The following is a 26,767-nucleotide window of genomic DNA, read 5'->3' as shown; positions in this document are numbered from 1 at the left end:
CCCGGACCAGCGGGAAAGCCGCGTCGGTCCGGGCCGGGATTCGTTCAGTTCCCGATCGGGGTGGAGCCCAGCACCTCGAAGGCGGTGGGCTGGCCCTTGTCGTCGAGGGTCGTCGACAGGCCGCCTCGCACGCAGACCGCCGGGTCCGCCGGGTCGGCCTTCCCGTTGCAGCGGAACTTCTGGCCGCCCGAGCCGGGTAGTTCTCGCTCTGGCATCGCCTTGATGGTCGCGATGACGGTCGCCGGCGTGATGGTTCCCGAGATTCCCTCGGTGGCGGTGGCGAGGCCGGCCAGAGTCATGAACATGCCGCGGCCGATGACCGCGTCCGCGCTGCCGATGCCGTGGCTGTAGGTCTTGAGCACCGCGTCGTAGAGCACCGTGGACGGGTCGGTGCCGCCGTTGGGCACGGTGGCCGAGACGATCATTCCCTTGAGCGCGTCGGCGGGCACGGCCTTGCGGGTGGCGTCGGTGACGCACTGGGAGATCGCGCTGATCTTGCCGTCGAAGCCGACGGCGCGCAGGCCGTTGAACGCGCTGATGCAGAACGAGTCATTGCCGATGACGAACACGAGGCCGGGGTGGGCGCCCGCGACGTTCTGCATCTGGGGTGTCATGTCGGCGGTGCCCGGAGGGACGGTGACGAGCTGGTATTCGAGGCCCGCCTTGGCGAACGCCCCCGGCGCGACCTCCTGGGCGCTGTGCAGCGCGGCCGGCACGTCGATCACCACCGCGGTCACCTTGTGCACTCCCAGCTTCTTGGCGAGGCTGATCGGCATCTGGAGAGTGGCGTAGTTCGGGTCGCCGAGGGCGAACGTCGACTCGTTGTCGGCGAGCACGTCGGGGCTGCCGGCACCGTAGACCATGGTGGGCACGTTCGCGGCCGCCAGGGGTMGCCAGATGTCGTCGATCACTCCCGACTCGGCGACGGCGACGGCGACGAGGTCGTCGGAGACCAGCTGGTTGGCGCAGTCGGTGGCCTTGGACGGATCCCCCTGCGTCTTGCATTTCACCAGCTTGATCGGGCGGCCACCGATCCCGGAACGCCGCTCGTTGAGGTACGCGGCGGTGGCGTCGGCGACGTCGAGCTGGGCGGAGGCGTCGAAGCCGGGGGTCGCGCCGTCCGAGATGATGCCTATCTTCACCGGCTCGCCGCTCGCGGCCCTCACCGGCCCGAGTACGCCGGCGTTCGCCGTGGTGTTCGCGGGTGACGGGGCGTCTCCGTCCGAGCCGCAGGCCGCGCCGAACACCACCAGGGCCAGCGACGCGGCTAACACCGCGCCCAGCGAGCGTCGTCCCGGTCGAGCGCCCGTCCGTCGTCCGAGCGAGGCTGCTGCCGTCCGCATCTCCGCTGTCGTTCGCATATCCATGCTCCTCCTTGCCAGGGACGGGAGTCAGCCGGCGGTCGTGGGGGACAGCCCGAGCGCGGCGGCCAGGACGGCCGTCGCCTCCCTGCTCTCCCGCTGGCTGACGGCGGCCTGCGCCGCCACCGCGGAGCCGTGGAACGTGCCGGGGTACAGGTGAAGCTCGACCGGCACCTCGGCGGCGAGCAGTGCCTGGGCGTAGGCGATGCCCTCGTCTCGCAACGGGTCGAACTCCATGACGGAGATGTAGGCGGGCGGCAGGCCGGTCAGGTCGGTCGCCCGAGCGGGCGCGGCGTAGGGCGAGACGCCGGGCGTGCCCGGGACGCCGTCGCCAAGGTAGGAGTTCCAGCTGATGACCGCGTTGGGCCGGTTCCACATCGGGGTGTCGACGAACCGGCGCATGCTGGGGGTGTCGAGCCGGTCGTCGACCTCGGGGACGCCGAGGAACTGGAAGCACAGCGGCGGGCCGCCGCGGTCTCGGGCCAGCAGCGCGAGGCCGGCGGCCAGTCCGGCGCCGGCGCTGATCCCGCGGACCGCGATCCGGGTCGGGTCGACGCCGAGGTCGCCGGTGCTCTTCGCCAGCCACTCCAAGGCGGCATAGCAGTCCTCCAGCGGGGCCGGGAACGGGTGTTCCGGGGCCAGCCGGTAGTCCACCGACACGACGACGACGCCGAGCGCGCGGACCAGGTCCAGGCAGGACCCGTCGTCGATGCTGATGTCCCCGATCACGAACCCGCCGCCGTGGATGTTGAGCACACCGGCGGTGAGGCCGGCTCGGGAGCCGGGGGTCGGCCGCGCCGGCCGGTAGACCCGGACGGGAACCTCGGGAGCGCCCGGCGGTCCGGGAACGCGCAGGTCCCGGACGTCGACCCCGGTGGTGTCGGACCGCATGCTGTTCCTGAACTCGGCGAGCAGGGCGCGGAACGAGGCCAGGTCGGAGAAGTCGGGCGCGGGCAGCATCGGGATGACGGCTGCCAGCTCGGGGTCGAATCGGTAGGTCATCGCGGAGCTCCCTCAGGTGGTGGCTGGCAGCACTCTGCCGAACCTGGCTGCCCCGGTCATCCGCCAGTCGTCGGACGTTCGCGCGCCGGCACCCGCCACCTGGCGATGGGGTCCGGAGTGTGGCGGCCTCGCCGAGTGACGCCGTAACCTCCCCGTGTGCGAACCGCTGCCTGGACGAGCCGCGGCGGCCGGCGGTGAAGGGCCTGCTGCTGCAGCTGTCCGCGCTCGACGCGGACGCCGAGAGCGCGGTCCGGGTCATCGCGTACTTCGACGCCCTGGTGGCCGCCCGGGCGGACGCCGCCTCCCTGGTCCGCGCGACCGCGGCGCTCGCCGAGTGCGGCGCCGGGCTGGAGACGGCGGACATCGGCCGGGTGCGGTACCGCCAGGACGGCACACCGATGCCCCATTCGGTGGAGGGGGTCCGTTCGGCGGAGGGGTCCGCCGAGCCCGGGCACGTCTCCGGCTGGATGAGCCTCGACGGCGACGGCGGCCGGGTATGGCTGGAGCGGCCCGGCTTACCCCGCCCGCTGGACGAGATCGTCCTGGAGCGGATGGCGATCGCCGCGCGGGCCATCGGCACGAGAGCCCGCCCGTCGCTGCACATCGCCGACCCGGCTTTGGTGGAGCTGGTGCTCTCGGACCGGGAGTCGGCCGAGGACCGGGCTCGCGCGCTGCGCCTGCTGGGGCTGCTGCCCGACGTGGCGGTGCGGGCGGTGGCGATCTCCCCGCCGGCGGGGACGGACGTCGGGGTGCAGGCGGTCGCCCTGATGGCCCGGGGCCGGCTCGGGCGGCGCACCGTCCGGGTGGCCGTCCTGGGCCGGATGGCGGCGGTGCTGCTCCAGGACCGGTCCGCGGCGGCGACCCCGGCCGGCGACCTGCGCCTCGCGCTCGCCGAACGCCCGTCCAGCCGGACCGACACGAGCACGCCCGACTGCTCCGCCTCCGCCGATCGTTGGGACGGCGCCGCCCAGCCGCGGGTGGGGGTCGGTGGCCCGGTCGACGGGCTCGACGCCCGGCGTTCCTGGCGGCAGGCGCGCCTCGCGCTGCGGTTCGCCGCCCCCGGATCCGCCGACGCGCTGGTCGTCGACTACTCGGAACTCGGCTCGGTCGCGCTGCTCGCGGACGTCCCGGTCGACCGGCTGCGCGCCGACCCGGACGTCCGCGCCCTCGACGCGCTCGCCCAGGCGCCGGCCGGTGCTGGCGACATCGCCGTCCTCGAGGCGTACTGCCGGGCGAGCTCGTTGCGGCAGGCGGCCGCCGTCCTGCACCTGCACCACAGCTCCGTCGCCGCCAGGGTGGCGCATCTCGAGGACGTCCTCGGCTGGCGCCTCGACGAACCCGAGGGCCGGTTCCGCGCCCGCCTCGCCCTGCTCGCCCGCCGCCTCGCGACCGCGCCATAGACCGCCGACTCCTCGTCAGCGGTCCGGGCGATCAACGCATTCTCGGCGGCGTCGTCATCAGCGTCGCGTAGCCGTCGCCAGCTCCCGTCAGGCCGGCGGAGCGCAAGCGACCTCTTGCCGCTCGGGCGCCTGCTATCCGGGGGCGATGGAGATCGACTTGATGTCGAGGTAGCCTTCGAGGCCCTCGCGGCCGAGTTCGCGGCCGTAGCCGCTCGCCTTCACCCCGCCGAACGGTGCCGCCGGGTCCATGGAGTAGCCCTGGTTCACGCCGAAGGTTCCCGCGCGGACCCGGCCGGCGATGTCGAGTCCGCGGGCCGGGTCCGCGGTGAACACGGAGCCCGCGAGGCCGTAGTCGGTGTCGTTCGCGATCCGGACGGCGTCGTCCTCGTCGTCGTAGGGGAGGACCACGACCACCGGGCCGAAGATCTCCTCACGGGCGATGGTCATGGCGGGGGCCACGTCGCTGAAGACGGTGGGCTGGACGTACCAGCCGCTGTCGATGCCGGGGGGCGGCGCGCTGCCGCCACGGACGAGCCGGGCGCCCTCGCGCACGCCGGTGTCGATGTGGCTCCGTACCCGCTCCCGTTGGCGCCTGGTCACGAGCGGGCCCATCTGCGTGTCCGGGTCGGCAGGGTTCCCGATCCTGATGGTCGACAGTTCCGCCGCGAGCGCGTCCGCGTAGTCGTCGAGCCGGTTGGCGGGGGCCAGCACGCGGGTGAGGGCGTTGCAGATCTGGCCGGCCATGCCCATGCCGGAGAACCGGACGGCCTTCGCCACGGTGGCCGGGTCGGCGTCGCCGAGCGCGATGGCGGCTGACTTCCCGCCGAGTTCGAGGCTGACTCTGGTGAGGTTCGAGGCGCAGGCGGCGGCGACCTGGCGGCCGGCCGCCGTCGAGCCGGTAAAGGAGACCTTGTCGATGCCGGGGTGGGCGACGAGGTAGGCGCTCACGTCCCGGTCGGCGGGCAGGACGCTCACGACGCCGGGCGGAAGACCGGCCCGCGCGAACAGGTCGGCGAGGTACAGCGCGTCGAGTGGCGACTCGGGCGCCGGTTTCAGCACGACCGCGCAGCCGGCGAGCAGCGCGGGGATCACCTTGGTGACGGTCAGGAACTGCGGCATGTTCCACGGGACGACCGCGGCGACGACGCCGACGGGCTCTCGGCGCAGGACGATGTCCTGCCCATAGACACCCGGGCGGTTCTCCTGCCATGGATAGGCGGCGGCGATGTCGGCGAACGCGCTGATCATGGATCCGGGCAGGCCGACCTGGGCGCGCCTGGCGAAGGAGATCGGGGCGCCCAGCTGGGCGGTGATGATTTCCGCCAGCTCGTCGCGGCGGGCGCTGTAGAGCGCGGCCAGCCGGCGGATCGTCTCGACACGTTCGGCCGGATCGGTGCGCGGCCACGGCCCTTCGTCGAAGGCGCGGCGCGCGGCGGCGACGGCACGGTCGACGTCCGCGGTGCCCGCGGCCGCGACGCTTCCGACCGGCTGCTCGCTGTGCGGGGAGATCACCTCGATGCGAGCCCCGGTGCTGGGCATGATCCACTCGCCGCCGATGAACAGCTGTCCCCGCTCCTGCATGAGCGCTCCCTGGTTTGGGGCCTTGTGGCCTGCGCCGAGCCTATGTTAGTCACTTGGAGAACATTAGTCAGTCGTAGAACGCTCTCGACCGGTGGTCTCGAGCGACCGCAACGGGAGGACTGGGCCATGGCACGTGCCACCAAGCCGGCGGAGRCCAGCTGGACGGAGCGCTACCCGGGGCTGGGCACCGGCCTCGTGTCGTACGAGGACTCGATCTCGCCGGAGTTCTACGAACTGGAGCGCGAGGCGATCTTCCGGCGGGCGTGGCTGAACGTCGGCCGGGTCGAGCAGCTGCCGCGCAAAGGGAGCTTCTTCACCAAGGACCTCGCGGTCGCGAAGACCTCCGTCATCGTCGCGCGTGACCTGGACGGCCGGGTCCGCGCCTTTCACAACGTGTGTCGTCACCGTGGCAACAAGCTGCTGTGGGAAGGGACTCCGAAGGAGGAGACCAGCGGCGTCTGTCGCCAGTTCATGTGCAAGTACCACGGCTGGCGGTACGGCCTGGACGGCCAGCTGAACTTCGTCCTGCAGCAGGAGGAGTTCTTCGACTTCGACAAGGCCGACTTCCCGCTCGTCTCGGTGCACTGCGAGGTCTGGGAGGGTTTCATCTTCGTCAACCTCTCGGACGAGCCCAGCCAGACCCTCCTGGATTTCCTCGGGCCGATGGTGCGTGGCCTGGAGGGCTATCCGTTCCATCTCGTCACGGAGCGGTACGCGTACAAGGCCGACCTCAACAGCAACTGGAAGATCTACCTGGACGCTTTCCAGGAGTACTACCACGCGTCGATCCTGCACTCGCAGCAGCAGGTGCCGAGCCTGCGCAGCTTCGAGTCCGGTTTCAAGGCGCCGCACTACCAGATCGACGGGCCGCACCGGATGATCAGCACCGGTGGCTGGAAGGGCGTGCCGCGGCACATGCTGCCGCACGACCAGATGTACCCGATCGAGCCCCTCACCGAGGCCGGCCTCATGGGCCCCTGGCAGCGCCCGGACATCCCCGAGCTCGACCCGGTCAACCTGCCGGCGGGGCTCAATCCCGGTGGGCTGGACCCCTGGTCGATCTCGAACTTCCAGATCTTCCCGAACTTCGTCATCCTGGTCTACGAGCGCGGCTGGTACCTCACCTACCACTACTGGCCGACCGGCCCCAACACGCACGCATGGGAGATGTCGTACTACTTCCCGCGGTCGCGGACCGCCAGCGAGCGGATCCGTCACGAGGTCACCGCCGTCATCTCCAAGGAAGCGGGCCTGCAGGACGCCGGCACGCTCGACGGAACCCAGATGGGCCTGGAATCCCGGGTCATCGACAAATACCCGCTCTCCGACCAGGAGATCACCGTTCGCCACCTGCACAAGGTCACCGGTGACTGGGTGCGGGCCTACCTTCGAGACGGAAAGGGGGTCCGGGCATGAGCGACTCGTTACTCCCGGCCTCGTTGCTCCCGACGCAGTTCGCCGATCTCGAGTCCTTCGCCGCCAGGTGGTGCCTCCCCGGCGAGCCGGCCAGGTACACCGCACGGCTGAACAGCGCGATGGCGGACATGCAGGCGTTCTATGACGCCACGTTCCCACGGGTGCGCGACGCCATGGCGTATCTCGACCAGTTCCCGCTGGACGAGCTGCCCGAGCAGGAGGAGAACCTGCTGTATCTCGTGTACTCGTTCGTGATGGTCTCGCTGCCGGTCGAGGTCTGGCACCAGCCCAGGGTCATCGACGCCGGCACCGCCTACTTCGACCGTTACCTGGAGCCCGCGCCATGACGACGACCATCACCTGYGAGCCGCTCGCCGCGACCGTCGGCGCCGAGGTGAGCGGTGTCGACGCCGAGCGCCTCGCCCAGGACGACACGATCGCCGGGTCGATCCTCGAGGCGCTCGAGCAGTTCGGCGTGCTGGTCTTCCGCGGCCTGAACCTGGAGCCGGACAACCAGGTGGCGTTCTGCCGCCGGCTCGGTGAGATCGACTTCGAGCCGGGGCACCACCCGGTCGCGGGTATCTACCGGGTGACCCTGGACCAGTCGAAGAACTCGTCGGCGGCCTATCTCAGGGGCACCTTCGCCTGGCATATGGACGGGTGCACCCCGCTGCACGGCGAGCCGCCGCAGAAGGCGACCATTCTCAGCGCCAAGCAGGTGGCGGCGAACGGCGGGGAGACGGAGTTCGCCAGCACCTACGCCGGCTATGACGCGCTGTCCGACGCAGAGAAGGAACGGTTCGCCTCGCTGCGGGTGATGCACACGTTCGAGGCGTCCCAGCGCACGGTGTACCCGGACCCGACCCCGGAACAGCTCGAGAAGTGGCGCGCCCGCCCGACCTCGGCCCACCCCCTGGTCTGGACCCACCGGACCGGCCGCAGGTCGCTGGTCATCGGCGCCCACGCCAGCCACATCGTCGGCATGGACCTCGACGAGGGGCGAGCGCTGCTGGGAAAGCTGCTCGACCACACGACCGCGGGCGGGCTGACCTACCGCCACGAATGGTCGGTCGGCGACACCGTCATCTGGGACAACACCGGCGTCGTGCACCGGGCCGCTCCGTACGACCCGAGTTCGCCGCGCGAGATGCTGCGCACCACCGTCTTTGGGGACGAGCCGATCCAGTGACCGCGGCGGCCGGTGAACGGGCCGGTTGGCCGGTCGGCTAGCTGGCCCGTCGGCCGGCGATGGCGTCGACGACCTCGTCGTCGGCCGGCCGGCGGTCGCCTTCCAGGGCGTGGATCTCGCGCTCGACGACGGCGATCAGCTCGCGGTGGCCGATGTCGATGTCGAAGGCCTCCTCGATGTGCAGGAACCGGGAGATCGCGGCCATGGCGAGGATCAACGACGCGGGCGGCCACCGGTCGGGATCGACGCCATAGCCCCTGAGCACGTCCGAGAGGGTCTCGAGCTGCAGCCGCCGGAACGTCCGCGAGTAGGAGGCGATCTCGGCGCGGATCGCCTTGCGGTGGTTCGCCAGCGCGGTGAACTCCATCGTGCGCGCGTTGTTCGAGGACTCCTGGACGAGTTCCCAGAGGGCCCACAACGGCTGCGGGGAGCGCATCGCGTGGCGGAGCCGGTCCAGGCTGCGCTCGGCGCCGCGGCGGAACAGCTCGATGAACAGGCCGTCCATCGTGCCGAAGTAGTAGTAGACGAGCCCGTTGTTGACGCCCGCCCTGGTCGCCAGCCGGCGGGTGGTGACGGCGGCGTAGCCCTCCTCGAGCATCAGGGCCTCGGTGGCGTCGAGGAGCGCCGTGCGCGTGACCGAGTCGTCGACGGCGCTCCGCCGTGCCCGCGTCATGTCTGTTCCTCTCGCTGCTCCCGGCGCCCCTTGCCAGTCCCAGTGTCGCCCCCGTCCGCCGCTGGGCAGCCCTTGCCCTGGGCCACGCTCCATGTTAGTCATGTGAAGAACAGCGTTAGTCGTTCGAAGAACACCGATGTCCCAGCGTGTACGGGTGGCGAAGGGCGGTACAGGTCACCCCCGTCGGCGAAGTCGTCTTCGAGTGAGGAAGGACAGAACGATGCCGCGTAGCAGAGTGCAACAGTCGCGCGTGGCCGTGGTCACCGGCGGAGCATCGGGCATCGGGGAGGCCACCTGCCATCACCTGGCCGAGCGTGGCCACCGGATCGCCGTCCTCGACCTCGACGACCACGGCGCGCAGCGGGTGGCCAAGGAGCTGCGGGCCGAGGGGGCGGAGGCTCTCGGCCTCGCGGTCGACGTCACGGACCGCCCGGCCCTCGACGCCGCCTTCACCAGCATCCGCTCGGCGCTGGGCCCGACGGAGATTTTGGTGACCAGCGCCGGCCTCGTGGACTTCCAGTCGTTCGAGCAGATCACGCTCGAGCGGTGGAACCGGGTCGTCGAGGTGAACCTCACCGGCACCTTCCACTGCTGCCAGGCGGCGGTGCCCGACATGGTCGCGGCCGGGTGGGGCCGGATCGTCACGATCTCGTCGTCGAGCGCCCAGCGGGGCTCGCCGAACATGGCGCACTACGCGGCGGCCAAGGGCGGTGTCATGGTGCTGACCAAGTCCCTGGCCCGTGCCTATGCGACCCACGGCATCACGGTCAACTGCGTTCCGCCGTCGGGGATCGAGACCCCGATGCAGCATCGTGACCAGGCCGCGGGGAACCTGCCGCCCAATGAGGTGATGGCCGCGAGCATCCCGCTCGGCCATCTCGGGACCCCGGACGACCTGGCCGCGGCGGTCGCCTTCCTCGCCTCCGAGGAGGCCGGCTTCATCACGGGCCAGGTGCTGGGCGTCAACGGCGGGTCTGTGCTGTGAGGCCTGCCCCTACCCCCCGGTTGGGGCCGCTGCCGGTGTCGGAGTGGACTGAGGAGGACCGCGAGCTGTTGCGCGGCAACCTGACCCGTGCCGACCGCTACCTGTCGGGTGAGGCGGACGCGCCGCCCATGCCGGCGATCCTCGGCCTGTTCGCCCGCCACTCCCGGGTAGGTGGGCCGTGGCTCGCGTTCAGCGGGACGCTGCTCGACGACGGCGCACTCGATCCGCGCGACCGTGAGCTGCTGATCCTCCGAGTCGGTCATCGGACGGGCTGCCGGTACCAGTGGGCGCAGCATGTCGGCATGGCGCAGACCGCCGGGCTGACGCTCGACGAGATCGCCGCCGTGGCCGCCGGCGTCGCGTCTGACGCTGCCGGCACCACGTCCGGCGCTGCCTGCGTCGCCACGGCCGCTGACGGGTGGACGGACCGCGACCGTGACCTGCTGCGCGCCGTCGACCAGCTCGTTGACGACCACGTCATCGACGACGCCACCTGGGCGCGCCTGGCCGCGCACCTCGACGAGCGCCAGCTTCTGGAGCTGACCTTCGTGGTGGGTGGCTATGTGTGTCTCGCCATGGTGCTCAACAGCGTCGGTCTGGAGCCCGCGGCTCTACCAGACCCGGACGGCGCGAAAAACGGCCGCACCGTTCCCGACGCCGCGCCGATCCCCTGAAGGAGGCAGCGCATGCCACGTTTCCCGAAACCACCGGAAGGCAGCTGGACCGAGCACTACCCGGAGCTCGGCACCGGCCCCGTGTCGTATGAGGACTCGATCTCGCCCGAGTACTTCGAGCGCGAGAAGGAGGCGATCTTCAAGCGGGCCTGGCTGAACGTCGGCCGGGTCGAGCAGCTTCCGCGCGTTGGCAGCTACTTCACCAAGGACATCAAGGCCGCCCACGCGTCGATCGTCGTCGTGCGCGACAAGGCCGGCCAGGTGCGGGCCTTCCACAACATGTGCCGGCACCGGGGCAACAAGCTCGTCTGGACCGAGGATCCGAAGAACGAGAGCCAGGGGATCTGCCGGCAGTTCACCTGCAAGTACCACGGCTGGCGTTACGACCTTGACGGCTCGCTGACGTTCATCCAGCAGGAGGGCGAGTTCTTCGACGTCGACAAGAGCCAGTGGGGCCTGGCGCCGGTGCACTGCGACGTCTGGGCGGGGTTCATCTTCGTGAACTTCTCGCGGGAGCCGTCGCAGTCGCTGCGGGATTTCCTCGGGCCGATGGTGACCGACCTGGAGGGCTACCCGTTCGAACGGATGACGGCCCGTTTTGGGTACAGCACCACGGTCGGGGCGAACTGGAAGCTGTTCATGGACGCGTTCGCGGAGTTCTACCACGCGCCGGTCCTGCACGGTAACCAGTCGCCGGAGAAGTACTCGAAGGCCGCCGTGCAGGCCGGTTTCGAGGCGCCCCACTACCAGATCGAGCGCCCGCACCGGCTGGTGAGCACGTCCGGCGTCCGGTTCTGGGAGATGGGCGCGGACATGATCAAGCCGATGGAGGCGATGACCCGCGGCGGCCTGTTCGGCCCGTGGGACAAGGCCGACCTCGGTGAGATGCCGAAGGGCCTCAACCCGGCAAAATGCGACCCGTGGGGTCTGGACTCGTTCCAGCTCTTCCCGAACTTCGTGATCCTCATCTGGAGCCAGGGCTGGTACCTGACGTACAACTACTGGCCGACGTCGCACAACACGCACGTCTTCGAGGGCAACGTCTACTTCCTGCCGGCGACGAACGTCMGCGACCGGATCTCCCAGGAGATGTCGGCGGTGACGTTCAAGGAGTTCGCGCTGCAGGACGCCAACACGCTCGAGGCCACCCAGATGATGCTCGAGACCCGGTACGTCGACCGGTTCCTCCTKGGCGACCAGGAGATCCTCTGCCGACACCTGCACGCCGAGGTCCGCGACTGGATCGACACCTACGAGGGAGCGTCCCGGTGAGCGCGGCCGAACCTGGCGGATCGACTCCGCAAGTTCCGCCGATCCGGCAGGAACCCCGGGAGCGAACCCAGGACGCTGTGAGAGCGTTACTGCCGGCCGAGTTCGCCGATCTCGAGCCGTTCGCCGCGAAGTGGGCGCTACCGAGCGAGCCCGAGCGGTACGGCACCCGGCTGGCCAGCACGACCGAGGAGATGCAGGTCTTCTACGACGCGATCACCCCGCGCGTCGAGGCCGTGATGGCCTACCTGGAGAGGCTGCCGTACGACGCGCTGCCCGACGACGCGACCAACCTGCTGTACCTGCTCTACTCGATGATCCAGACGTCGTTCCCCGTCGAGATCTGGCACCAGCCGAGGGTCCCGGACACCGGCGCCACCAGGTTCGACTGCTTCGTCGAGCCGGTCCCGTGACCGCGCCGACCGTCCTGCGGGCCGACCGGTGGCTGGACATCGATGCCGGCGAGGTCCGGTCGCCCGCGGTGATCGTGGTCGAGGGCAACCGGATCAGCGCGATCAACCCGGCCGAGCTCCCCGCCGGCGCGACGGAGATCGACCTCGGCGACGTGACGCTGCTGCCCGGGCTGATGGATATGGAGCTCAACCTCCTGATCGGCGGACCGGAGACCCCTACGGGCCTGCCGCTGCCGATGCACGGCGTCCAGGACGACCCTGCGTACCGAACGCTGCGCGCCACGATCAACGCCCGCAAGACCCTGCTGGCCGGATTCACGACCGTGCGCAACCTCGGCCTGATGGTCAAGACGGGCGGGTATCTGCTGGACGTCGCGCTGCAGCGCGCCATCGACCAGGGATGGGTGGAAGGCCCGCGGATCATCCCAGCGGGGCACGCGGTCACTCCTTACGGCGGCCACCTCGACCCGACGGTGTTCCAGCGTCTCGCACCGGGGATCATGCCGCTCGGTGTCGGCGAGGGGATCGCGAATGGCGTCGACCAGGTGCGTTACTGCGTGCGGTACCAGATCCGCCATGGCGCCAAGGTGATCAAGGTGTCCGCTTCGGGCGGAGTGATGTCACACAGCACCGGTCCCGGCTCCCAGCAGTACTCCGACGAGGAACTGGCCGCGATCGTCGACGAGGCGCACCGGGCCGACATCCGGGTAGCCGCCCACGCGGTGGGGGACCGGGCGGTGCGGGCCTGCGTCGAGGCCGGGATCGACTGCGTCGAGCACGGCTTCCTGGCCAGCGACGAGACGTTGAAGCTGATGGCGGAGGCCGGCACGTTCCTGGTGTCCACCACGTACCTGACCGACGCGATGGACGTCGCCAGAGCCGCGCCGGAGCTGCAGGCGAAGGCCGCCGTGGTGTTTCCCCAGGCCAGGGCCATGCTTCCCCGGGCCGTCGCCGCCGGAGTGAGGATCGCCTGCGGTACCGACGCCCCCGCCGTCCCGCACGGCGACAACGCCAAGGAGCTGGCCGCGCTGGTGACCCGCGGCATGACCCCGCCGCAGGCGCTGCGCGCGGCCACCGTCACGAGCGCGGAACTCGTCGAGCGTGACCACGAGCTCGGCCGGCTGCGGGCGGGCTACCTCGCCGACGTCATCGCCGTTCCCGGCGACCCGACCCAGGACATCACCGTCACCCAGGACGTCCGGTTCGTCATGAAGGACGGCCGCATCCACAAGGGCGCCTGAACACCCATCCACAAGGGCGCCTGAACACCAACGCCAACGCCAGCCCTAAAGGCCGCACGACTCACTAGGAGCTCTACCCATGGCCAACGGCGTGCTCATCGTCGAATCACGGCCCGCCTCACCGGACGAGCTGGCGGCGTACCACGACTGGTACGACCACACGCATCTTCCCGAGATCCTGAAGGTGGACGGCTTCGTCTCCGCCCGCCGGCTGGAGTCCCTCGACAGCGACACCTTCATCGTGATCTACGAGATCGACTGTGACCTTGAGGCGGCCAAGGCGGCGCTGGGCCTGGCACAGTCGACGGGAGCCCTGTCCCGGCCGGAGCACGTGCAGCTGGGCCCACCGCCGACCGTCCGCTACTTCCGCCAGCTCAGCTCCGCCGAGTAGGCCACCCACCCACCCACCCGGACGGATGGCGGTCGGTCGGTCTGGCTCGGTCGTTCGCGAGAACTCGCCCCGCACCGCGATGCGCGTGGGCCGCCCTGTTGCCCGGGACCCGGATTCTCGACCGGCCGGGCGCGTTCCTTCCGCGTGTCGCGATCGGTACCGCGCGGGAGGTCCGCGCCCGGCCGGGCGTCGGTTGGTGGCCTAGCCGAGCAGGGCCTCGGCGAGGCGTGCCTGCCAGGCGGTCGTGGAGCTGGGGTCGCCGCCCGGGGGCAGGCGCAGGCCGAGCACCACCTGGTCGGCGCCGGCCGACTGGTAATCGGCGATCCGTGCCACGATCGTCTCCAGGCCGCCCCAGACGGTGATGCCGTCGACGAAGGCGTCGCTGAGCCCGGTGATGTCGGCCTCGTCGAATCCCATGCGGACGAAGTTGCGGCGGTAGCCGGGACGGGTCGTGAAGAAGCCCACCGAAGCGCGGGCGAGCTCTCGGGCCGCGTCGGGGTCCGACAGAGGAATGACCGGCACCAGCACCGCGAGCGCCGGCCCGTCGCCGAGCAGCTTGCGCGCCTCGGCCACGTAGTCCGTGGTCACCAGGTAGGGGTAGGCGCCGCCGGCACGGCCGCGGGACAGGTCGAGCATCCGCGGGCCGAGCGCGGCGAGGATCCGCTCCGACGCGGGCACCGCCGGCGTCGCGGTGTCCAGCGCGTCCAGGTAGGCGTTGATCGTCGGCAGCGGCTTCGGGCCGTGCGCGCCGCCCAGGCCGACGACGAACCGGCCGGGATGGTCGGCCGCCAACGCCGCGTGCGCCGTCGCGACCTCGGTGGCCGGTACCCGGTCGACCGAGATGATGGCGCTCGCCACCCGCAGCGTCGACGTGCCGCGGACGACGCGGTCGATCTGCGCGAGATTGTTGCCCTGGCCGCCCGGTAGCCAGAGCGTCTGATATCCCAGTTCCTCCAGCCTGGCGGCGGCGTCGATCTCCGCGGCTGGTTCCGCTGTCGGGTCTAGGGCTAGGCCGGCGATACCGACCGGTCCCGCAATGGTCATGACCAGCGCCAACGGGCCTAGCCGACAGACTGTTCCCGGTCCGGACAAAGTTGGGCCGGGCATTTCGTCATGTTTTCGGGATTAGTGATCATCCGTGAGTCCGTGCCACAGATTTGTGCGCGGACGGTTAGCGGAAAGTTAATTGTCCTTGCGATGTGTCAGAAGCCAGCCGGTCGCCGCCGCCGCGGCCGCGGCGGTCGTGGTCGCGGCCACCACGCCGTGGTGCTGGGAGGCCCAGAGCTGGGGGTCGCGGCGATGGGACCGGTCGTCGAAGGAGCCGTGCGCGCCGAAGTCGTGGCCGCCGGGCGCGTCGGCTGGCTTCCACAGGTTGCCCGCCGCACTGGGGTCGTGCGCGGCGTCGGTCTGCTGGCCGGCGAAACCGGTACGGGCCAGATAGCGGTCGAGCAGGCCCGGCGCGACGGCGTTGGCGGCCAGGGTCGCGGCGGTGCTGGAGCCGACCCAGTACTCGCGCCGGCGGGGGTGGTCGGCTGCGTACAGCACCGCGCGGGCGGCGAGCTCGGGCTGGTAGATCGGCGGCACGGGCTGGGCCTGGCGGGGCAGCCGGGACAACAGCCAGGAGAACTGGGGGGTGTTGACCGCAGGCATCTGCACCATCGTGACGTGGACGTTCGAATGTTCGTGCAGCAGCTCGCAGCGCAGCGCCTCGTGGAAGCCCTGGATGGCGTGCTTCGCGCCGCAGTACGCGGTCTGCAGCGGGATGCCGCGGTAGGCGAGGGCGGAGCCGACCTGCACGACCGTGCCGCGGTCGCGTGGCTTCATGTACCGCAGCGCGGCCATCGTTCCGTAGACGTAGCCGAGATAGGTCACCTCGGTGGCCCGCTGGAACTCGGCCGGCTGGATCTGGCTGAAGGGGGCGAACACCGAGCTGAAGGCGACGTTGACCCACACGTCGATCGGCCCGAGCTCGTCCTCGATCCGCCGCGCCGCCTGGGCGACGCCGTCGGCGTCGGCCACGTCGACGGGGATCGCCAATGCCTGGCCACCCGCTTCGGCGACCTCTCCGGCGGCGGCGGCCAGGCCGGCCTCACCACGGGCGAGCAGGCCGACGGACGCGCCGCGGGCGGCGCACGCCCGGGCGGTCGCGCGCCMGATGCCGCCGCTGGCGCCGGTGACGACCACGACCCGGTGGTCGGTCTTCCTCCTCTTACGACGTCCGTTCCATAGAGGCATCGGTGTCGGCTCCCTTTCCTGTGGGCTCACCTCTCATGAATTCCCGAGACAGCCCGTCGTACCCTCGGTGGCCTGGGGAGTTCTCAGCCGTGCCGGGCCAAGCGGAACCAGCGGTAGCCATACCGGCCCAGCTCGAGACCGTTCAGGTCGCGGCCGGGTGGGGCGTAGTCGTGGTCGGCGAACAACTCGACCGGTTCCTCGTCCTGCCCGGGCTGGCGGCCGATGTCGACGGTCACCGGCTTGTCGGCCAGGTTGTGGGTGAACAGGACGGTCCCGCTGTCGGCGTCGAATCGAACGGCGAGGACGGACCTCGCCCTGACGGGCAACACCTGCCACCGGCCGAGCCCGGTCTCGGGACATTCGCGCGCGGCGCGGATCATCCGTTCGAACCAGGACAGCAGGGAGTCGGGCTCCAGCCGCTGGCGAGCCACGTTGACCGTCTGGTATCCGAATTCCTTGTCGCTGACGACCGGTCGGACGAGCGCGTCCGGCGGGGCGGACGAGAAACCGCCGCCGCTCGCCGCGGACCACTGCATGGGGGTGCGGATGGCGTTGCGCTCGGGCAGGTCCAGGTCGTCGCCCATGCCGATCTCCTCGCCGTAGCGAAGGACCGGCGTACCGGGCATGGTGAACTGCAGTGAGTACGCCAGCTCGATGCGGGCGCGGTCGCCGCCGAGCATCGGCGCCAGCCGGCGGCGGATGCCCCGGCCGTAGAGCTGCATGTTCTCGTCCGGGCCGAACGCGTCGAAGACCTCTGCCCGCTCGGTGTCGCGCAGGCGGCCCAGGTCGATCTCGTCGTGGTTGCGCAGGAACGTGCACCACTGGCCGCCGGCCGGCGGCACGGGGAGGTCCGCGAGAGCGTTCCGCAGCGGGCGGGCGTCCTGGCGGGCGAGCGCGAGCATGGTCGCCTGGTTCAGGCCGAACGCGAAGATCATGGGCAGCCGGTCGGCGGACTCGCCGTCGCCGAAGAACCGGCCGATCTCCTTGTCGGGCACGTTCGCCTCGGCCAGGACGACGGCGTCGCCGCGCCGCCAGGAGATATGCCGGTACAGCTCGGAGAGCATCGGGTAGTCGAGCGGGGGAGAGGGTTCCCCGGGCTTGGTCTCCTCGATGACGAACGGCGCGGCGTCCATCCGGAAGCCGGCGACCCCGAGCTGAAGCCAGAAGGCGACGATCTTCTTGATCTCGGCGCGGACGGCCGGATTACCGCTGTTGAGGTCGGGCTCGAAGTCGTAGAAGCGGTGGTAGTAGTACGACCCGGAGTGCCGGTCGTAGGTCCAGGTCTCCTTCTGCACCCCAGGGAACACCATGCCCTGGTGCCGGTCGGGCGGGGCGTCGTCCGACCACACGTACCAGTCACGCAACGGCGACGCGCGGTCGGCGCGGGCCTGCGCGAACCACGGATGCTCGTCGGAGGTGTGGTTGACGACGAGATCGATGATGACCCGGATGCCGAGGTTGCCGGCCTGGTGGATCAGCTGGGCGAGGTCGCCGGGGCTGCCCAGCCGGGGGTCGACGCCGTAGTAGTCAGTGATGTCGTAGCCGTCGTCGCGGTTCGGGGTGGGGTGGATCGGGTTGAGCCACAGGCAGGTCACACCGAGGCGGGACAGGTAGTCCAGCCGGCTGATCAGTCCGGGCAGGTCGCCGGTACCGTCCCCGTCGCTGTCCTGGAAGGTCTCGACGTCGACGCAGTAGATCACTGCCTGCTGGTACCAACGATCGTTCACGTCGCGGCTCTGCCCGGGTGCGAAGCCGCCAAACCGGGGCGTTCGCGGCGCCGCCGCCGACGGCGGGTCGGCCGGCGGCCTGGGGTGGCTACCTGCCAGCTCAGTCGAACAGTGAACTGACCGACTCGCCGTTGTGAATGCGTCGCATGGCCTCGGCCAGCGCGGGCGCGATGGACAGGATCTCCAGCTTGGAGACCCGCTCCTCCGGCAGGATCGGCACGGTGTTGGTGCAGACGATCTCGAGGACGTCGGGCTGGTCACCGATTCGCTTGAGCGCGCCGCCGGCGAACAGACCGTGGGTGCAGGCCACGCGGATGGAGCCGACACCGATGTCGCGGAGCTTGTTGAGCAGTTCGAGGACTGTGCTGCCCTTGGCGATCTCGTCGTCGAGGATGATGATGTCGCGACCGGCGACGTCGCCGATGACCGCGCTGATGGCGACCCGGTCGTCGGCGAACCGCTGCTTCGCGCCGGCCGCGACCGGGACTCCGAGCCGCCGGGCGAAGCTCGCCGCCTCCTTGGCGTTGCCGAGGTCGGGGGAGACCACGGTGGTGTTCGACAGGTCGTACTGACGGAAGTGCTCCGCCAGCTCCCGCAGCGCGTGCAGGTGGTCGACGGGGACGCTGAAGAAGCCGTGGACCTGGGGTGAGTGCAGGGTCATCGCGAGGATCCGGCTGGCGCCGGCGGTGGCCAGCAGGTCGGCGACGAGCCGACCGCCGATGGAGATCCGTGGCGCGTCCTTCTTGTCCGACCGGGCATACGAATAGTGCGGCATCACGACCGTGGTACGCGCCGCGGACGCCCCCTTCGCCGCATCGATCATGAGCAGTAGTTCGACCAGGTTCTCCTGGACGGGCTTCACGAGTGGCTGGATGATGTAGATGTCCCGTTCGCGGCAGTTCGCCTGCAGCTGCACCTCCAGGCAGTCGTTGGCGAAACGGTCGATGCGAACCGGCGACAATGGCGTCTTGAGGTGTCGGCACACCTCCTCCGCCAGCTGCCGATGTGCACTTCCGCTGAACACGACAATCTCTCGCACAAACCGCCCCTGACATTAGTGCGACGTTGCGGGAAGTCCCATCATACAGGTCGGATCTTGCTGACCCGATCAATCCAATGGTCAACCGAGATATCGGATGGTGGGCTGAGCGCTCTTGGCGCGGCGTGGACGGCCGGCCGGAATCCAGCCGACTCGCCCGCCGACTCGGCCAACAAAGCGGCGGGCGGGTGCGGCGGGAACCGGTTTGATTTCACGTTGGAAATGCCGCGTGCGGCGCCACGCGGTTTCGGCGTGGCGTGCGCGGCGCGGTGTGCCGTGGAGTGGTTCGGACAGGTCTGGTCCGGCGGGTGCGGCGTTCGCTGGTCAGCCGGCTCGGCGGGGCGCCGGCCGGGAATGGGACGATCGCGGCGTGCGGCCGAGTCGACGGACGGTACTGCTGGCGGCGCCGACGTTCGCGGCCGGCGCCGTCGGTGGCGCGCTGTGGGCGCGGCGCTCCGGCGACCCGGCGGGGAGCGGGCGGCCCACGGTCTCGGACGGCGGGCGGCCCACGGTCTCGGACGGCGGGCGGCCCGGTCCGCCGAGCGGCGCGGCGGCGGACGGCGCGGCGGCGTCGACTCCGCCGGCCGGCGGCAAGGCTGCGCCGCTGATACCGAGCGGGCCGGCCGCGGTGACGCGGACGACGTTCCGGAGCGCCGCTCGCGGTCTGGACGTCTCGATGGTGCTCGTCTCACCGGTCGCCGGCGCCGTCGACGGTCTGCCGGTGTGTCTCGTCCTGCACGGCCGTGGCGACGACGCGCGCCGCGGCGTGGCTCTTCTCGGCCTGGACGCCGCGTTGGCGGACGCGGCCCGGGCCGGAGTGGCGCCGTTCGTCGCCGTAGCGGTCGACGGTGGCGAGACCTACTGGCACCCGCGCAGATCCGGCGACGACCCGGAACGGATGATCCTGGCCGAGATCCTGCCCCGCCTCGCGGATCAGGGGTTGCGCACCACCCGGCTGGCGGCGATCGGCTGGTCGATGGGCGGCTACGGCGCCCTGCTGCTCGCCCGGCGCCACCCGGACCTGGTCGTCGCCGTGGCGGCGAGCAGCCCGGCGATGTGGCCCGCCTACGGTGCCAGCGCGCCGGGCGCGTTCGACTCCGCCGCCGACTTCGCGGCCCACCGGGTCCTGGGTGAGCCGCCGCCCCCGGGAGTGGCCTACAGAATCGACTGCGGGCAGAGCGACCCGTTCTACGCCGTCTCCCGGCAGGCCGCGGACGAGCTGGCGGCGACCGAACGCCGATTCGGCCCGGGCGGACACGACCCCACGTACTGGCGCGCCGCCGTCGGCGTCCAGCTCGCCTTCGTCGGCCGAGCGCTCGCCCGCGCCGCGTCCCCGGGACCCAGGCCCACCGCGGGATGACAGGTCCGGCCAGGCCATCGTGCTCGGGTCACCGGCGGGCGACGGTGGGCCGTCGACGGTGGGCCGTCGGCCGCGATGCCCTCGCCGAGAGGCTGCCCGCGGGGAAGATAATCCGGGAATGGCGACGATCCACAACACCACCTTGGTCCCATCCAAGCTGGAACTGCTGACTGCCTGGCTCCCCGGTCAGCCCTGGTACCTCGACGCCGGCAAGGCGCCCCAGCTCACCAAGGCCGGCGGGTTCCGGCTCGACGACCCGGCCGGCGAGGTCGGCATCGAGTTCATGATCGTCACGGACGTGGCCGACGGCGACCCGGTGACCTATCACGTKCCCATGACCTACCACGCACAGGCGCAACCGGGCATGGAAGCCGGCCTCATCGGGACGACCGAGCACGGTGTGCTCGGTACCAGGTACGTGTACGACGCGACGTACGACTGGGTGTTCGTCACCCAGCTCGTCGCGCTGATCCAGGGCAAGGCCGAGCCGCAGGCGCAAAGCCTCACCGACACCCCGGACCCCACCGTGCGCAGCGAACCGGTTCTGCCCGGCTCGGACCTCGTCGTGACCGGCTGCGCCCTCGCCAGCAACGGTCCCGACGGGACGAGGCTGCGGATCTCGACGACGGACGCCGACGCCGTCCCGACGGACCTCCTGCTGCGGGTCGTCCGCGCCCTCCCCGTCCGTCCGGGTGCCGTGGACCAGCGCGGCGGCCACGTCCAGGTCCCCTGGCGTCAGGCGGACGGAACCGAGTCAAGCGCGGCCGTCGTCACCGCGGCCCCGGCGGTCGACTAGCCGACAGGGCGGACCACTCCTCTGGACCTTTCGTGACCCTGGTGGCGGGCGACGGATGGGCATCGGCGTTCAGGCGAGGCCCGCGAAGAACTGCCGGAGGTCGTCAACCACCAGATCCGGGTGGGTGGTGTAGGCGAAGTGCCCGCCCTGATCGAACTCGGTRTAGCGCACGACGTTGTTCGCGCGCTGGGCGAAGGCCCGTACGGTCCGGTAGTCCTCGGGGAACACCGCGACGGCGGTCGGCACCTTGTTCGGCAGCTCGCGGTAGCCGGCTCCGGTGCGTGCGTCCTCGTAGTAGTGCCGTGCGCTCGACACGCCTGTACGGGTGAACCAGTAGATGCTCACGTGGGTGAGATAGGTGTCGACGTCGAGGTAGTCGGCGTAGTCGCCCCAGCCGGTCCACAGCTCGGCGTTCCAGGCCAGCTGTCCGATCGGTGAGTCGGTGAGCCCGTACCCCAGTGTCTGCGGCCGGGTCTGCTGGATCTTCTGGTAACCCGCCTTGCTCTGGAAGTCCGAGGTGCTACCGGACAGGCTTTCCCGGTCCGCCGCCGACAACCCGGCCAGCTCCGCCGGGTCGCCGGAGGGGAACGCGAAGATCTGCAGGAGGTGCACCCCGAGCAGGCCGTCCGGCGCAAGGATGCCCAGCTCCCGCCCGACCAGGGCGCCGGCGTCACCGCCGACCGCGCCCCACCGCTCGTAGCCCAGCCGGTCCATCAACGTGGCGAAGGCGCGGGCCATCCGCGCGCTGTCCCATCCCCGCTCCGTCACGGGGCTGGAGAAGCCATAGCCAGGCAGCGAGGGCACCACCACGTGGAACGCCCGCGAGGGACTGGCGCCGTGTGCCCGCGGGTCGGTCAGCGGCCCGATCATCTCGAGGAACTCCACCACCGAGCCTGGCCAGCCGTGCAGGAGCAGCAGAGGCAGGGCGCCCGGCTCGGCGGACCGCACGTGCAGGAAGTGGATGTTCTGCCCGTCGATGGTCGTCGTGAACTGCGGGACCTCGTTGAGCCGGGCCTCGTGCGCCCGCCAGTCGTAACCGCTGCTCCAACGCTCGGCCAGTCTGCGCACCACCCCGATGGGCATGCCGTAGTCGGTGCCGGCACCGGTCACCTCGGCCGGCCAGCGGGCGATGGACAGGCGCGCGGCCAGGTCGTCAAGGTCGCGCCGCGGAATGTCGATACGAAACGGTTGGATGGTTGGCGAGGTCGTCATGCCCCGACCGTAGAAGTGATTCCGGCCGGATCCTGACCTAAAGCGGCGGGCCGGCACTCGGCGGTCAGGCGACGCGGTGGCCGTGCGCAGGTACGCGAACATTCGCCACATCGTCACCTGATTGCGCCGGCATTGGCGGTCGCTGCGCGCCAATGAAGCCGCGGTTCGCCGATGGGACTCCACCGGGCGGGAAACTGTCCTACCTGCCCGCTACGGTCCACCGCAGGACACACAGGAGTGTCCGCCAAATGAGCGAGAGGTGGTCGCAATGGCCGAGTTCACATCCTACGAACCGGGAACTCCTTGTTGGGTGGATCTTGGTAGCCCGGATCCGGCGGCGTCCAGGGCCTTCTACGGCGGCCTGTTCGGCTGGGAGGCGAACGTCTCGCCGGATCCGGCGGCGGGCGGTTATACGTTGTTCACCTTGCGCGGCAAGCAGGTCGCGGGCCTGGGCCCGCTGTTCGTCGAGGGACAGCCGGCCGCCTGGAGCACCTATGTCCGGGTCGACGACGCGGACAAGACGGCCGAGGCCGTGGTCGGCGCCGGTGGCCAGGTCGTCGTCGCGCCGATGGACGTCCTGGACGCGGGCCGGATGGCGGTGTTCCTCGACTCCGGCGGTGCCGCCATCTCCGTGTGGCAGCCGGGGATGCACAAGGGAGCCGAGCTGGCGAACGAGCCCGGCGCATTCTGCTGGAACGAGCTGGACACCCGCGACGTGGCCGCGGCCAAGGCCTTCTACCCGGCCGTGTTCGGCTGGGCCACGGACGATTCGGGGGCCCAGGGCGGCCCGATGGAGTACTACGAGTGGAAGCTCGGCGGCGCCATCATCGGTGGGATGATGCCCATGCCCGCGATGGTGCCCGCCGAGGTGCCGTCATTCTGGTTGACCTACTTCGCGGTCAGCGACACCGATGCGATCGCCGCGAAGACGGTGGAGCTCGGCGGGTCGGTCATCCTGGAACCGGCCGACATCCCCATCGGCCGGTTCGCGATCCTCGCCGGCCCGCACCGGGAGACCTTCGCGGTCATCAGGCTCTGAGGCGGGCGCCGATCCGGCGGAACGCGGTGTCCGGTGTCCGGCGAGTGCGCCGGACGCCGGGCACCGTCGTTCGCCGCTGCCGGACGCGGCCCTCGCCGGGCAGCGCGCGGTGGGCCTACAGCGGCTCCCGGGTTGGCCGTAGGCTGGGCGGCGTGACTGTCGTGAAGATCAATGCGATCGAGGTTCCCGAGGGCGCGGGCCCCGAGCTGGAGAAGCGGTTCGCGAACCGGCTGCACGCGGTGGACGGGCAGCCAGGCTTCGTGTCGTTCGAGCTGCTGCGGCCGGTGAAGGGCGACAACCGGTACTTCGTCGTGACGCACTGGGACAGCGAGGAGTCGTTCCAGGCGTGGCTCACCGGGCCGGCCATGGAGGCGCACTCGGGGGAGCGCGCCCGCCCGGTGGCGTCCGGCTCGTCCCTGCTGGAGTTCGAGGTCGTCCAGCGCTCGGTGGCGGGCGGCTCCTGACGGGGTCTCATCCCCACGGCGCGCCGAGCGCACCAGCCTGCTGCCGCTGACTGGTGCCCCCGCGCCGCGCGCGCCGAGGGACGGCGCCGTGACCGGGCCGGGTGGTCAGCCGCCGGGGCAAGTGTTCGGTGGGCCGCTGTACTCCGCGCAGTAGGTGCCGGTCGGGCTGTGGCGGGGCGCCGGATCCCGCGTGTCCCGAAGGAATGAGACGCATCCGGCGAACAGCAGCGCGCCGACCAGCGTGCCCAGGGCACAGCCGACCTTCCAGCGGCGGATGGCCGGCCGGTTGTCGGCCCAGGTAGCGAGGAAGAGCCCGGCCGGGGGAACGCCGAAGGCAACGGCCGCGCCGATGCCAAGGTAGCGGGCGGCCTTCAGTATGTCCTGGCGATCCACTGACTCCCCRAAGAACGCGACGCTGTACATCAGCGCGTCCCACGTGGCCACCGCCGGCACCACGAGCCAGACGACCGCGAGCAGGATCCGCAGGGCGGCGACGGACTCGGCCCAGGGTGGCTGGTCCGGGCGGGGACTGTCCATGACGCCGATGGTGGCGGTCTGAAGCCGGCCCGGGCCTGAGCAGGAACGCCCGACCCGCCTGGGCGCGAATACTCAGGCGTGGCTCGCCGATCGTCCTCGCGGCCGCGCCCCGGGGCGGGCCGCCCCGGGGCGGGCCGCCCGCCCGCCGATCCGCGCGGAAATTGATCCGTGATACGTATGCTTCGCGCCTGTTCGTCCCGACGACGCTCGGGAGTGGCCGACTCCCCCCGGAGCGCCGCTGCCCCCGTGCCACCACCGCGACGAGGCAGTCCGAACGAGCCGACGAAACGGTCGGACGCGAGCCGATTGAGGAGACGGTCAGGTCGTGGTCGACACACAGCTGGTCATGGGAGCTAGCGGCTTCCTCGGTTCACACGTCACGCGGCAGCTGGTGGAGCGCGGCGACGACGTTCGGGTGTGGATTCGTCGGACCAGCTCGACGCAGGCCTTCGAGGACCTGCCCGTGGAACGGCACTACGGCGACCTGACCGACGACGACGCGATGCGCGCGGCGATGACCGGCGTGGACACCGTGCACTACTGCGTCGTCGACACCCGGGCCTGGCTACGCGACCCCGCACCGCTGTTCGCGACGAACGTCGACGGCCTGCGGCACGCGCTGGACGCCGCGGTCGAGGCGAAGGTGCGGCGCTTCGTCTTCTGCAGCACGGTGGGCACGATCGGCCTGTCGACGGACGGCGGTCCGGCCGACGAGGACGATCCGCACACCTGGCAGCACCTGGGCGGCCCGTACATCCAGGCCCGCGTCGCCGCCGAGGACCTCGTCCTGAGCTACCACCGCGAGCGGGGACTCCCCGCCATCGTCATGTGCGTGTCGACGACCTACGGCGCGCCCGACTTCGGCTCGCCGCACGGCCAGATGGTGTCCGAGGCCGCGCACGGCAAGATGCCGGTCCACTTCGGCGACGCCGCGATGGAGGTCGTCGGCATCAAGGACGCCGCCCGCGCGTTCCTGCTCGCGGCGGAGAAGGGACGCGTCGGCGAGCGCTACATCATCAGCGAGCGCTACATGTCCTGGAAGGAACTGCTGACGACCGCGGCCGCGGCGGTGGACGCGAAGCCCCCGCGCTTCGGCATCCCGCTGCCCGCGATGAAGGTGGTCGGCCGCGTCGGCGACGTGGCCGGGCGCGTGCTGCGCCGTGACATCCCGATGACCACCGTCAGCGTCCGGCTCATGCATTTCATGCCGCCACTCGACCACGGCAAGGCCACCAGGGAGCTCGACTGGCATCCGTCCCCGACGCCGGACGCCGTCCGGGAAGCCGCGAAGTTCTACGTCGAGCAGCGGCGCGAGAGCGCCGGCTGACCGGAAACGAGAACCCGGTTACAGTCTGGCCTCTGACCGCCAGCGTGTCCTCGTTCGGCGGATGGCGCCGGCCGAGGAAGGGAGCTCCGGCATGAGTGGGCCGCTGGACGGGGTGAAGGTGGTCGAGCTGGGGGTCGTGGTGGCCGGGCCGGCCTGCGCCGGGATTCTGCTCGACTGGGGCGCCGAGGTCGTCAAGGTGGAACCGCCGGAGGGCGACCCGCACCGCGGGAACATCATCACCGCGTTGTTCGAGCTGGACAACCGGGGGAAGCGCAGCGTCTGCCTCGACCTGAAGAACGAGGCCGCGCGCGAGGTGCTGTTACGACTGCTGGCGGGCGCGGACGTGCTGGTCACTAACCTGCGGCTGGCCGCGCTCGCCCGGCTTGGTCTGGACTACGAGACCCTGTCGGCGCGGTTTCCCCGGCTCATCTACGCCGCCGCGACCGGATACGGCGTGACCGGGGAGGGCGCGGACAAGCCCGGGTACGACATGGGCGCCTACTGGTCGCGCGCCGGGATCGCGTTCGCGCTCACGCAGGAGGGGACGCCGCCACCGGTCTCTCGGCCGGGCATGGGCGACCATCCGACCGCGATGGCGCTCGCGGCGGGGGTGTGCGCCGCTTTGGTCGAACAGCGGACGCATGGCCGCGGGCAGTTCGTGACCACGTCGCTGCTGCGGACCGGTGCCTACACGATCGGTTGTGACCTGGCGAGCCACGCGCGGGGCCAGCTCGCGACTCCAGGGCTGAGCCGGATGATGTACAACCCGATTCTCGCCGTCTACCAGGCCGGCGACGGCCACTGGTTCTGGCTGCTCGGGCTGCAGGGCGCCCGGCACTGGCCGGGCATCGCCCGGGCGATCGACCGCCCCGAGCTGGCCGAGGACCCGCGGTACGCCACCATGGCGGACCTGGGCAGGAACCGGGGTGAGGTGCTCGCGCTGCTCGACGAGGCGTTCGCGCGCCAACCGCTCGACCACTGGGCGGAGGTCTTCGCGCGCCATGACGTCTGGTGGGATCCGGTGCACTCCTTCGACGAGGTGCTCGCCGACCCGTTCGCCCACGCGGCCGGCGTCTTCCGGCCCGTCGCCGTCGAGGACGGTGAGGCGACCGGCGAGAACGACGCCGCGACGCCGACCGGCGAACGCCGGGTCGTCACCGTCGCGACCCCGGTCGACTTCTCCTCGTTCCAGCCCGGCGACGCCCCGCGCGCGCCGGAGATCGGCGAGCACACGGAGGAGGTGCTCCTCGGCCTTGGCCTCGACTGGTCGCGGATCATCGCCCTGAAGGACGCGGGCGCCATTCCGTAGCTGGCTGGTGGCGACGTCTGAGGTCCGCCGGCCGGCTATGACGCGGGCGCGGGCGCGGCGGGGAGTCTGATGCCGAGGGCGTTGAGCCAGATGCGGGTGAGTTCGTCGACGGCCTTGTCGGTGTCGA

26 protein-coding genes are annotated in these 26,767 nt (G+C 70.9%); 16 read left to right on the top strand and 10 right to left on the bottom strand.

The features are described from left to right. Window positions 1-44: 44 nt before the first annotated feature. Both BCD49_RS24675 and BCD49_RS24670 read right to left on the bottom strand, forming a co-directional pair. A complete protein-coding gene (locus BCD49_RS24675) occupies window positions 45-1,361 on the bottom strand; it encodes an ABC transporter substrate-binding protein (RefSeq protein ID WP_083401676.1) in 1,317 nt (438 codons plus the stop codon). A 30-nt stretch (window positions 1,362-1,391) separates the two neighbouring features. Further along, window positions 1,392-2,363 carry an alpha/beta hydrolase gene (locus tag BCD49_RS24670; protein ID WP_007509148.1) on the bottom strand — a complete coding sequence of 324 codons (972 nt, stop codon included), beginning with the start codon at window positions 2,361-2,363 and terminating at the stop codon, window positions 1,392-1,394. Window positions 2,364-2,557: 194 nt separating this feature from the next. Here BCD49_RS24670 and BCD49_RS24665 point away from each other — a divergent pair, with 194 nt between their 5' ends. Continuing rightward, complete coding sequence (locus BCD49_RS24665) at window positions 2,558-3,763, top strand: PucR family transcriptional regulator (protein WP_071041960.1); 1,206 nt, start codon at window positions 2,558-2,560, stop codon at window positions 3,761-3,763. Between the two features lie 132 nt (window positions 3,764-3,895). Here the strand turns inward: BCD49_RS24665 and BCD49_RS24660 are convergent, their stop codons facing one another. Then, window positions 3,896-5,344 carry an aldehyde dehydrogenase gene (locus BCD49_RS24660; protein ID WP_007509151.1) on the bottom strand — a complete coding sequence of 483 codons (1,449 nt, stop codon included), beginning with the start codon at window positions 5,342-5,344 and terminating at the stop codon, window positions 3,896-3,898. A 126-nt stretch (window positions 5,345-5,470) separates the two neighbouring features. On the opposite strand from BCD49_RS24660, the gene BCD49_RS24655 reads away from it, so the two are divergent. The 3 genes from BCD49_RS24655 to BCD49_RS24645 are packed head-to-tail and all read left to right on the top strand — an operon-like array spanning window position 5,471 to window position 7,949. After that, on the top strand, window positions 5,471-6,760 hold the full coding sequence (locus BCD49_RS24655) for an aromatic ring-hydroxylating oxygenase subunit alpha (RefSeq protein WP_071041959.1): 1,290 nt from the start codon (window positions 5,471-5,473) through the stop codon (window positions 6,758-6,760). Continuing rightward, window positions 6,757-7,107, top strand: a complete 351-nt coding sequence (locus tag BCD49_RS24650) for a hypothetical protein (RefSeq protein WP_007509155.1) — start codon at window positions 6,757-6,759, stop codon at window positions 7,105-7,107. The genes BCD49_RS24655 and BCD49_RS24650 overlap by 4 nt, the downstream gene beginning before the upstream one ends. Then, the gene (locus BCD49_RS24645) at window positions 7,104-7,949 is read left to right on the top strand and encodes a TauD/TfdA dioxygenase family protein (RefSeq protein ID WP_007509157.1); all 846 of its coding nucleotides are present in this window, start codon (window positions 7,104-7,106) and stop codon (window positions 7,947-7,949) included. The genes BCD49_RS24650 and BCD49_RS24645 overlap by 4 nt, the downstream gene beginning before the upstream one ends. Window positions 7,950-7,986: 37 nt before the next feature. Here the strand turns inward: BCD49_RS24645 and BCD49_RS24640 are convergent, their stop codons facing one another. Further along, on the bottom strand, window positions 7,987-8,622 hold the full coding sequence (locus BCD49_RS24640; RefSeq protein WP_007509159.1) for a TetR/AcrR family transcriptional regulator: 636 nt from the start codon (window positions 8,620-8,622) through the stop codon (window positions 7,987-7,989). Between the two features lie 220 nt (window positions 8,623-8,842). Here BCD49_RS24640 and BCD49_RS24635 point away from each other — a divergent pair, with 220 nt between their 5' ends. The 6 genes from BCD49_RS24635 (at window position 8,843) to BCD49_RS24610 (ending at window position 13,595) form a co-directional block, all read left to right on the top strand. Beyond that, window positions 8,843-9,607 (top strand): SDR family NAD(P)-dependent oxidoreductase, encoded by a 765-nt coding sequence (locus BCD49_RS24635; protein ID WP_007509161.1) that lies wholly within the window; start codon window positions 8,843-8,845, stop codon window positions 9,605-9,607. Beyond that, complete coding sequence (locus BCD49_RS24630) at window positions 9,604-10,281, top strand: carboxymuconolactone decarboxylase family protein (RefSeq protein ID WP_007509163.1); 678 nt, start codon at window positions 9,604-9,606, stop codon at window positions 10,279-10,281. Before BCD49_RS24635 ends, BCD49_RS24630 begins: the two co-directional genes overlap by 4 nt. Window positions 10,282-10,293: 12 nt before the next feature. Beyond that, complete coding sequence (locus tag BCD49_RS24625) at window positions 10,294-11,553, top strand: aromatic ring-hydroxylating oxygenase subunit alpha (protein WP_071041958.1); 1,260 nt, start codon at window positions 10,294-10,296, stop codon at window positions 11,551-11,553. A 77-nt stretch (window positions 11,554-11,630) separates the two neighbouring features. Beyond that, window positions 11,631-11,963 (top strand): hypothetical protein, encoded by a 333-nt coding sequence (locus BCD49_RS24620; RefSeq protein ID WP_027140833.1) that lies wholly within the window; start codon window positions 11,631-11,633, stop codon window positions 11,961-11,963. Then, the gene (locus BCD49_RS24615; RefSeq protein ID WP_007509169.1) at window positions 11,960-13,204 is read left to right on the top strand and encodes a metal-dependent hydrolase family protein; all 1,245 of its coding nucleotides are present in this window, start codon (window positions 11,960-11,962) and stop codon (window positions 13,202-13,204) included. Before BCD49_RS24620 ends, BCD49_RS24615 begins: the two co-directional genes overlap by 4 nt. 79 nt (window positions 13,205-13,283) lie before the next feature. Continuing rightward, complete coding sequence (locus tag BCD49_RS24610) at window positions 13,284-13,595, top strand: DUF4286 family protein (protein WP_007509170.1); 312 nt, start codon at window positions 13,284-13,286, stop codon at window positions 13,593-13,595. A gap of 201 nt (window positions 13,596-13,796) precedes the next feature. Here BCD49_RS24610 and BCD49_RS24605 read toward each other — a convergent pair whose 3' ends face one another. The 4 genes from BCD49_RS24605 to BCD49_RS24590 all read right to left on the bottom strand — a co-directional run bounded on the left by BCD49_RS24605 (window position 13,797) and on the right by BCD49_RS24590 (window position 18,596). Beyond that, a complete protein-coding gene (locus tag BCD49_RS24605; protein WP_027140832.1) occupies window positions 13,797-14,639 on the bottom strand; it encodes a TIGR03620 family F420-dependent LLM class oxidoreductase in 843 nt (280 codons plus the stop codon). Window positions 14,640-14,777: 138 nt separating this feature from the next. Beyond that, window positions 14,778-15,830, bottom strand: coding sequence for an SDR family oxidoreductase (locus BCD49_RS24600; RefSeq protein WP_071041957.1), 1,053 nt, complete (start codon window positions 15,828-15,830; stop codon window positions 14,778-14,780). An 83-nt stretch (window positions 15,831-15,913) separates the two neighbouring features. Continuing rightward, window positions 15,914-17,557, bottom strand: coding sequence for an alpha-amylase family protein (locus BCD49_RS24595; protein ID WP_007509175.1), 1,644 nt, complete (start codon window positions 17,555-17,557; stop codon window positions 15,914-15,916). 100 nt (window positions 17,558-17,657) lie between these two features. Then, entirely contained in the window at window positions 17,658-18,596 is a 939-nt protein-coding gene (locus tag BCD49_RS24590; RefSeq protein ID WP_007509177.1) for a ribose-phosphate diphosphokinase, read from the bottom strand. A gap of 370 nt (window positions 18,597-18,966) precedes the next feature. Between BCD49_RS24590 and BCD49_RS24585 the strand changes: the two genes are divergently transcribed. Both BCD49_RS24585 and BCD49_RS24580 read left to right on the top strand, forming a co-directional pair. Continuing rightward, a complete protein-coding gene (locus tag BCD49_RS24585) occupies window positions 18,967-19,956 on the top strand; it encodes an alpha/beta hydrolase (protein WP_007509178.1) in 990 nt (329 codons plus the stop codon). 118 nt (window positions 19,957-20,074) lie between these two features. Next, a complete protein-coding gene (locus BCD49_RS24580) occupies window positions 20,075-20,752 on the top strand; it encodes a maltokinase N-terminal cap-like domain-containing protein (RefSeq protein WP_007509180.1) in 678 nt (225 codons plus the stop codon). Between the two features lie 69 nt (window positions 20,753-20,821). Here the strand turns inward: BCD49_RS24580 and BCD49_RS24575 are convergent, their stop codons facing one another. Beyond that, complete coding sequence (locus BCD49_RS24575) at window positions 20,822-21,964, bottom strand: epoxide hydrolase family protein (RefSeq protein ID WP_027140830.1); 1,143 nt, start codon at window positions 21,962-21,964, stop codon at window positions 20,822-20,824. A gap of 268 nt (window positions 21,965-22,232) precedes the next feature. On the opposite strand from BCD49_RS24575, the gene BCD49_RS24570 reads away from it, so the two are divergent. Further along, complete coding sequence (locus BCD49_RS24570) at window positions 22,233-23,003, top strand: VOC family protein (protein ID WP_007509184.1); 771 nt, start codon at window positions 22,233-22,235, stop codon at window positions 23,001-23,003. A gap of 152 nt (window positions 23,004-23,155) precedes the next feature. Then, entirely contained in the window at window positions 23,156-23,467 is a 312-nt protein-coding gene (locus BCD49_RS24565) for an antibiotic biosynthesis monooxygenase family protein (RefSeq protein ID WP_013423807.1), read from the top strand. Between the two features lie 105 nt (window positions 23,468-23,572). Here BCD49_RS24565 and BCD49_RS24560 read toward each other — a convergent pair whose 3' ends face one another. Next, a complete protein-coding gene (locus tag BCD49_RS24560) occupies window positions 23,573-24,004 on the bottom strand; it encodes a hypothetical protein (RefSeq protein WP_007509187.1) in 432 nt (143 codons plus the stop codon). Window positions 24,005-24,329: 325 nt separating this feature from the next. Here BCD49_RS24560 and BCD49_RS24555 point away from each other — a divergent pair, with 325 nt between their 5' ends. Further along, window positions 24,330-25,331: an NAD-dependent epimerase/dehydratase family protein gene (locus tag BCD49_RS24555; protein ID WP_007509189.1), complete on the top strand. Its 1,002-nt coding sequence runs from the start codon at window positions 24,330-24,332 to the stop codon at window positions 25,329-25,331. Window positions 25,332-25,422: 91 nt separating this feature from the next. After that, complete coding sequence (locus BCD49_RS24550; RefSeq protein ID WP_007509191.1) at window positions 25,423-26,640, top strand: CaiB/BaiF CoA transferase family protein; 1,218 nt, start codon at window positions 25,423-25,425, stop codon at window positions 26,638-26,640. Window positions 26,641-26,767 lie beyond the last annotated feature (127 nt).

Source organism: Pseudofrankia sp. EUN1h, assembly GCF_001854645.1.
Lineage (GTDB): Bacteria > Actinomycetota > Actinomycetes > Frankiales > Frankiaceae > Pseudofrankia > Pseudofrankia saprophytica.
This window is presented reverse-complemented; position numbering and strand designations above follow the sequence as displayed.

Excerpts from the sequence above, each read along its gene's own strand:
- BCD49_RS24640 (WP_007509159.1), bottom strand. The coding sequence starts at position 8,622 with ATGACGCGGGCACGGCGGAGCGCCGTCGACGACTCGGTCACGCGCACG.
- BCD49_RS24550 (WP_007509191.1), top strand. The coding sequence starts at position 25,423 with ATGAGTGGGCCGCTGGACGGGGTGAAGGTGGTCGAGCTGGGGGTCGTG.
- BCD49_RS24605 (WP_027140832.1), bottom strand. The coding sequence starts at position 14,639 with ATGACCATTGCGGGACCGGTCGGTATCGCCGGCCTAGCCCTAGACCCG.
- BCD49_RS24670 (WP_007509148.1), bottom strand. The coding sequence starts at position 2,363 with ATGACCTACCGATTCGACCCCGAGCTGGCAGCCGTCATCCCGATGCTG.
- BCD49_RS24650 (WP_007509155.1), top strand. The coding sequence starts at position 6,757 with ATGAGCGACTCGTTACTCCCGGCCTCGTTGCTCCCGACGCAGTTCGCC.
- BCD49_RS24610 (WP_007509170.1), top strand. The coding sequence starts at position 13,284 with ATGGCCAACGGCGTGCTCATCGTCGAATCACGGCCCGCCTCACCGGAC.
- BCD49_RS24660 (WP_007509151.1), bottom strand. The coding sequence starts at position 5,344 with ATGCAGGAGCGGGGACAGCTGTTCATCGGCGGCGAGTGGATCATGCCC.
- BCD49_RS24635 (WP_007509161.1), top strand. The coding sequence starts at position 8,843 with ATGCCGCGTAGCAGAGTGCAACAGTCGCGCGTGGCCGTGGTCACCGGC.
- BCD49_RS24570 (WP_007509184.1), top strand. The coding sequence starts at position 22,233 with ATGGCCGAGTTCACATCCTACGAACCGGGAACTCCTTGTTGGGTGGAT.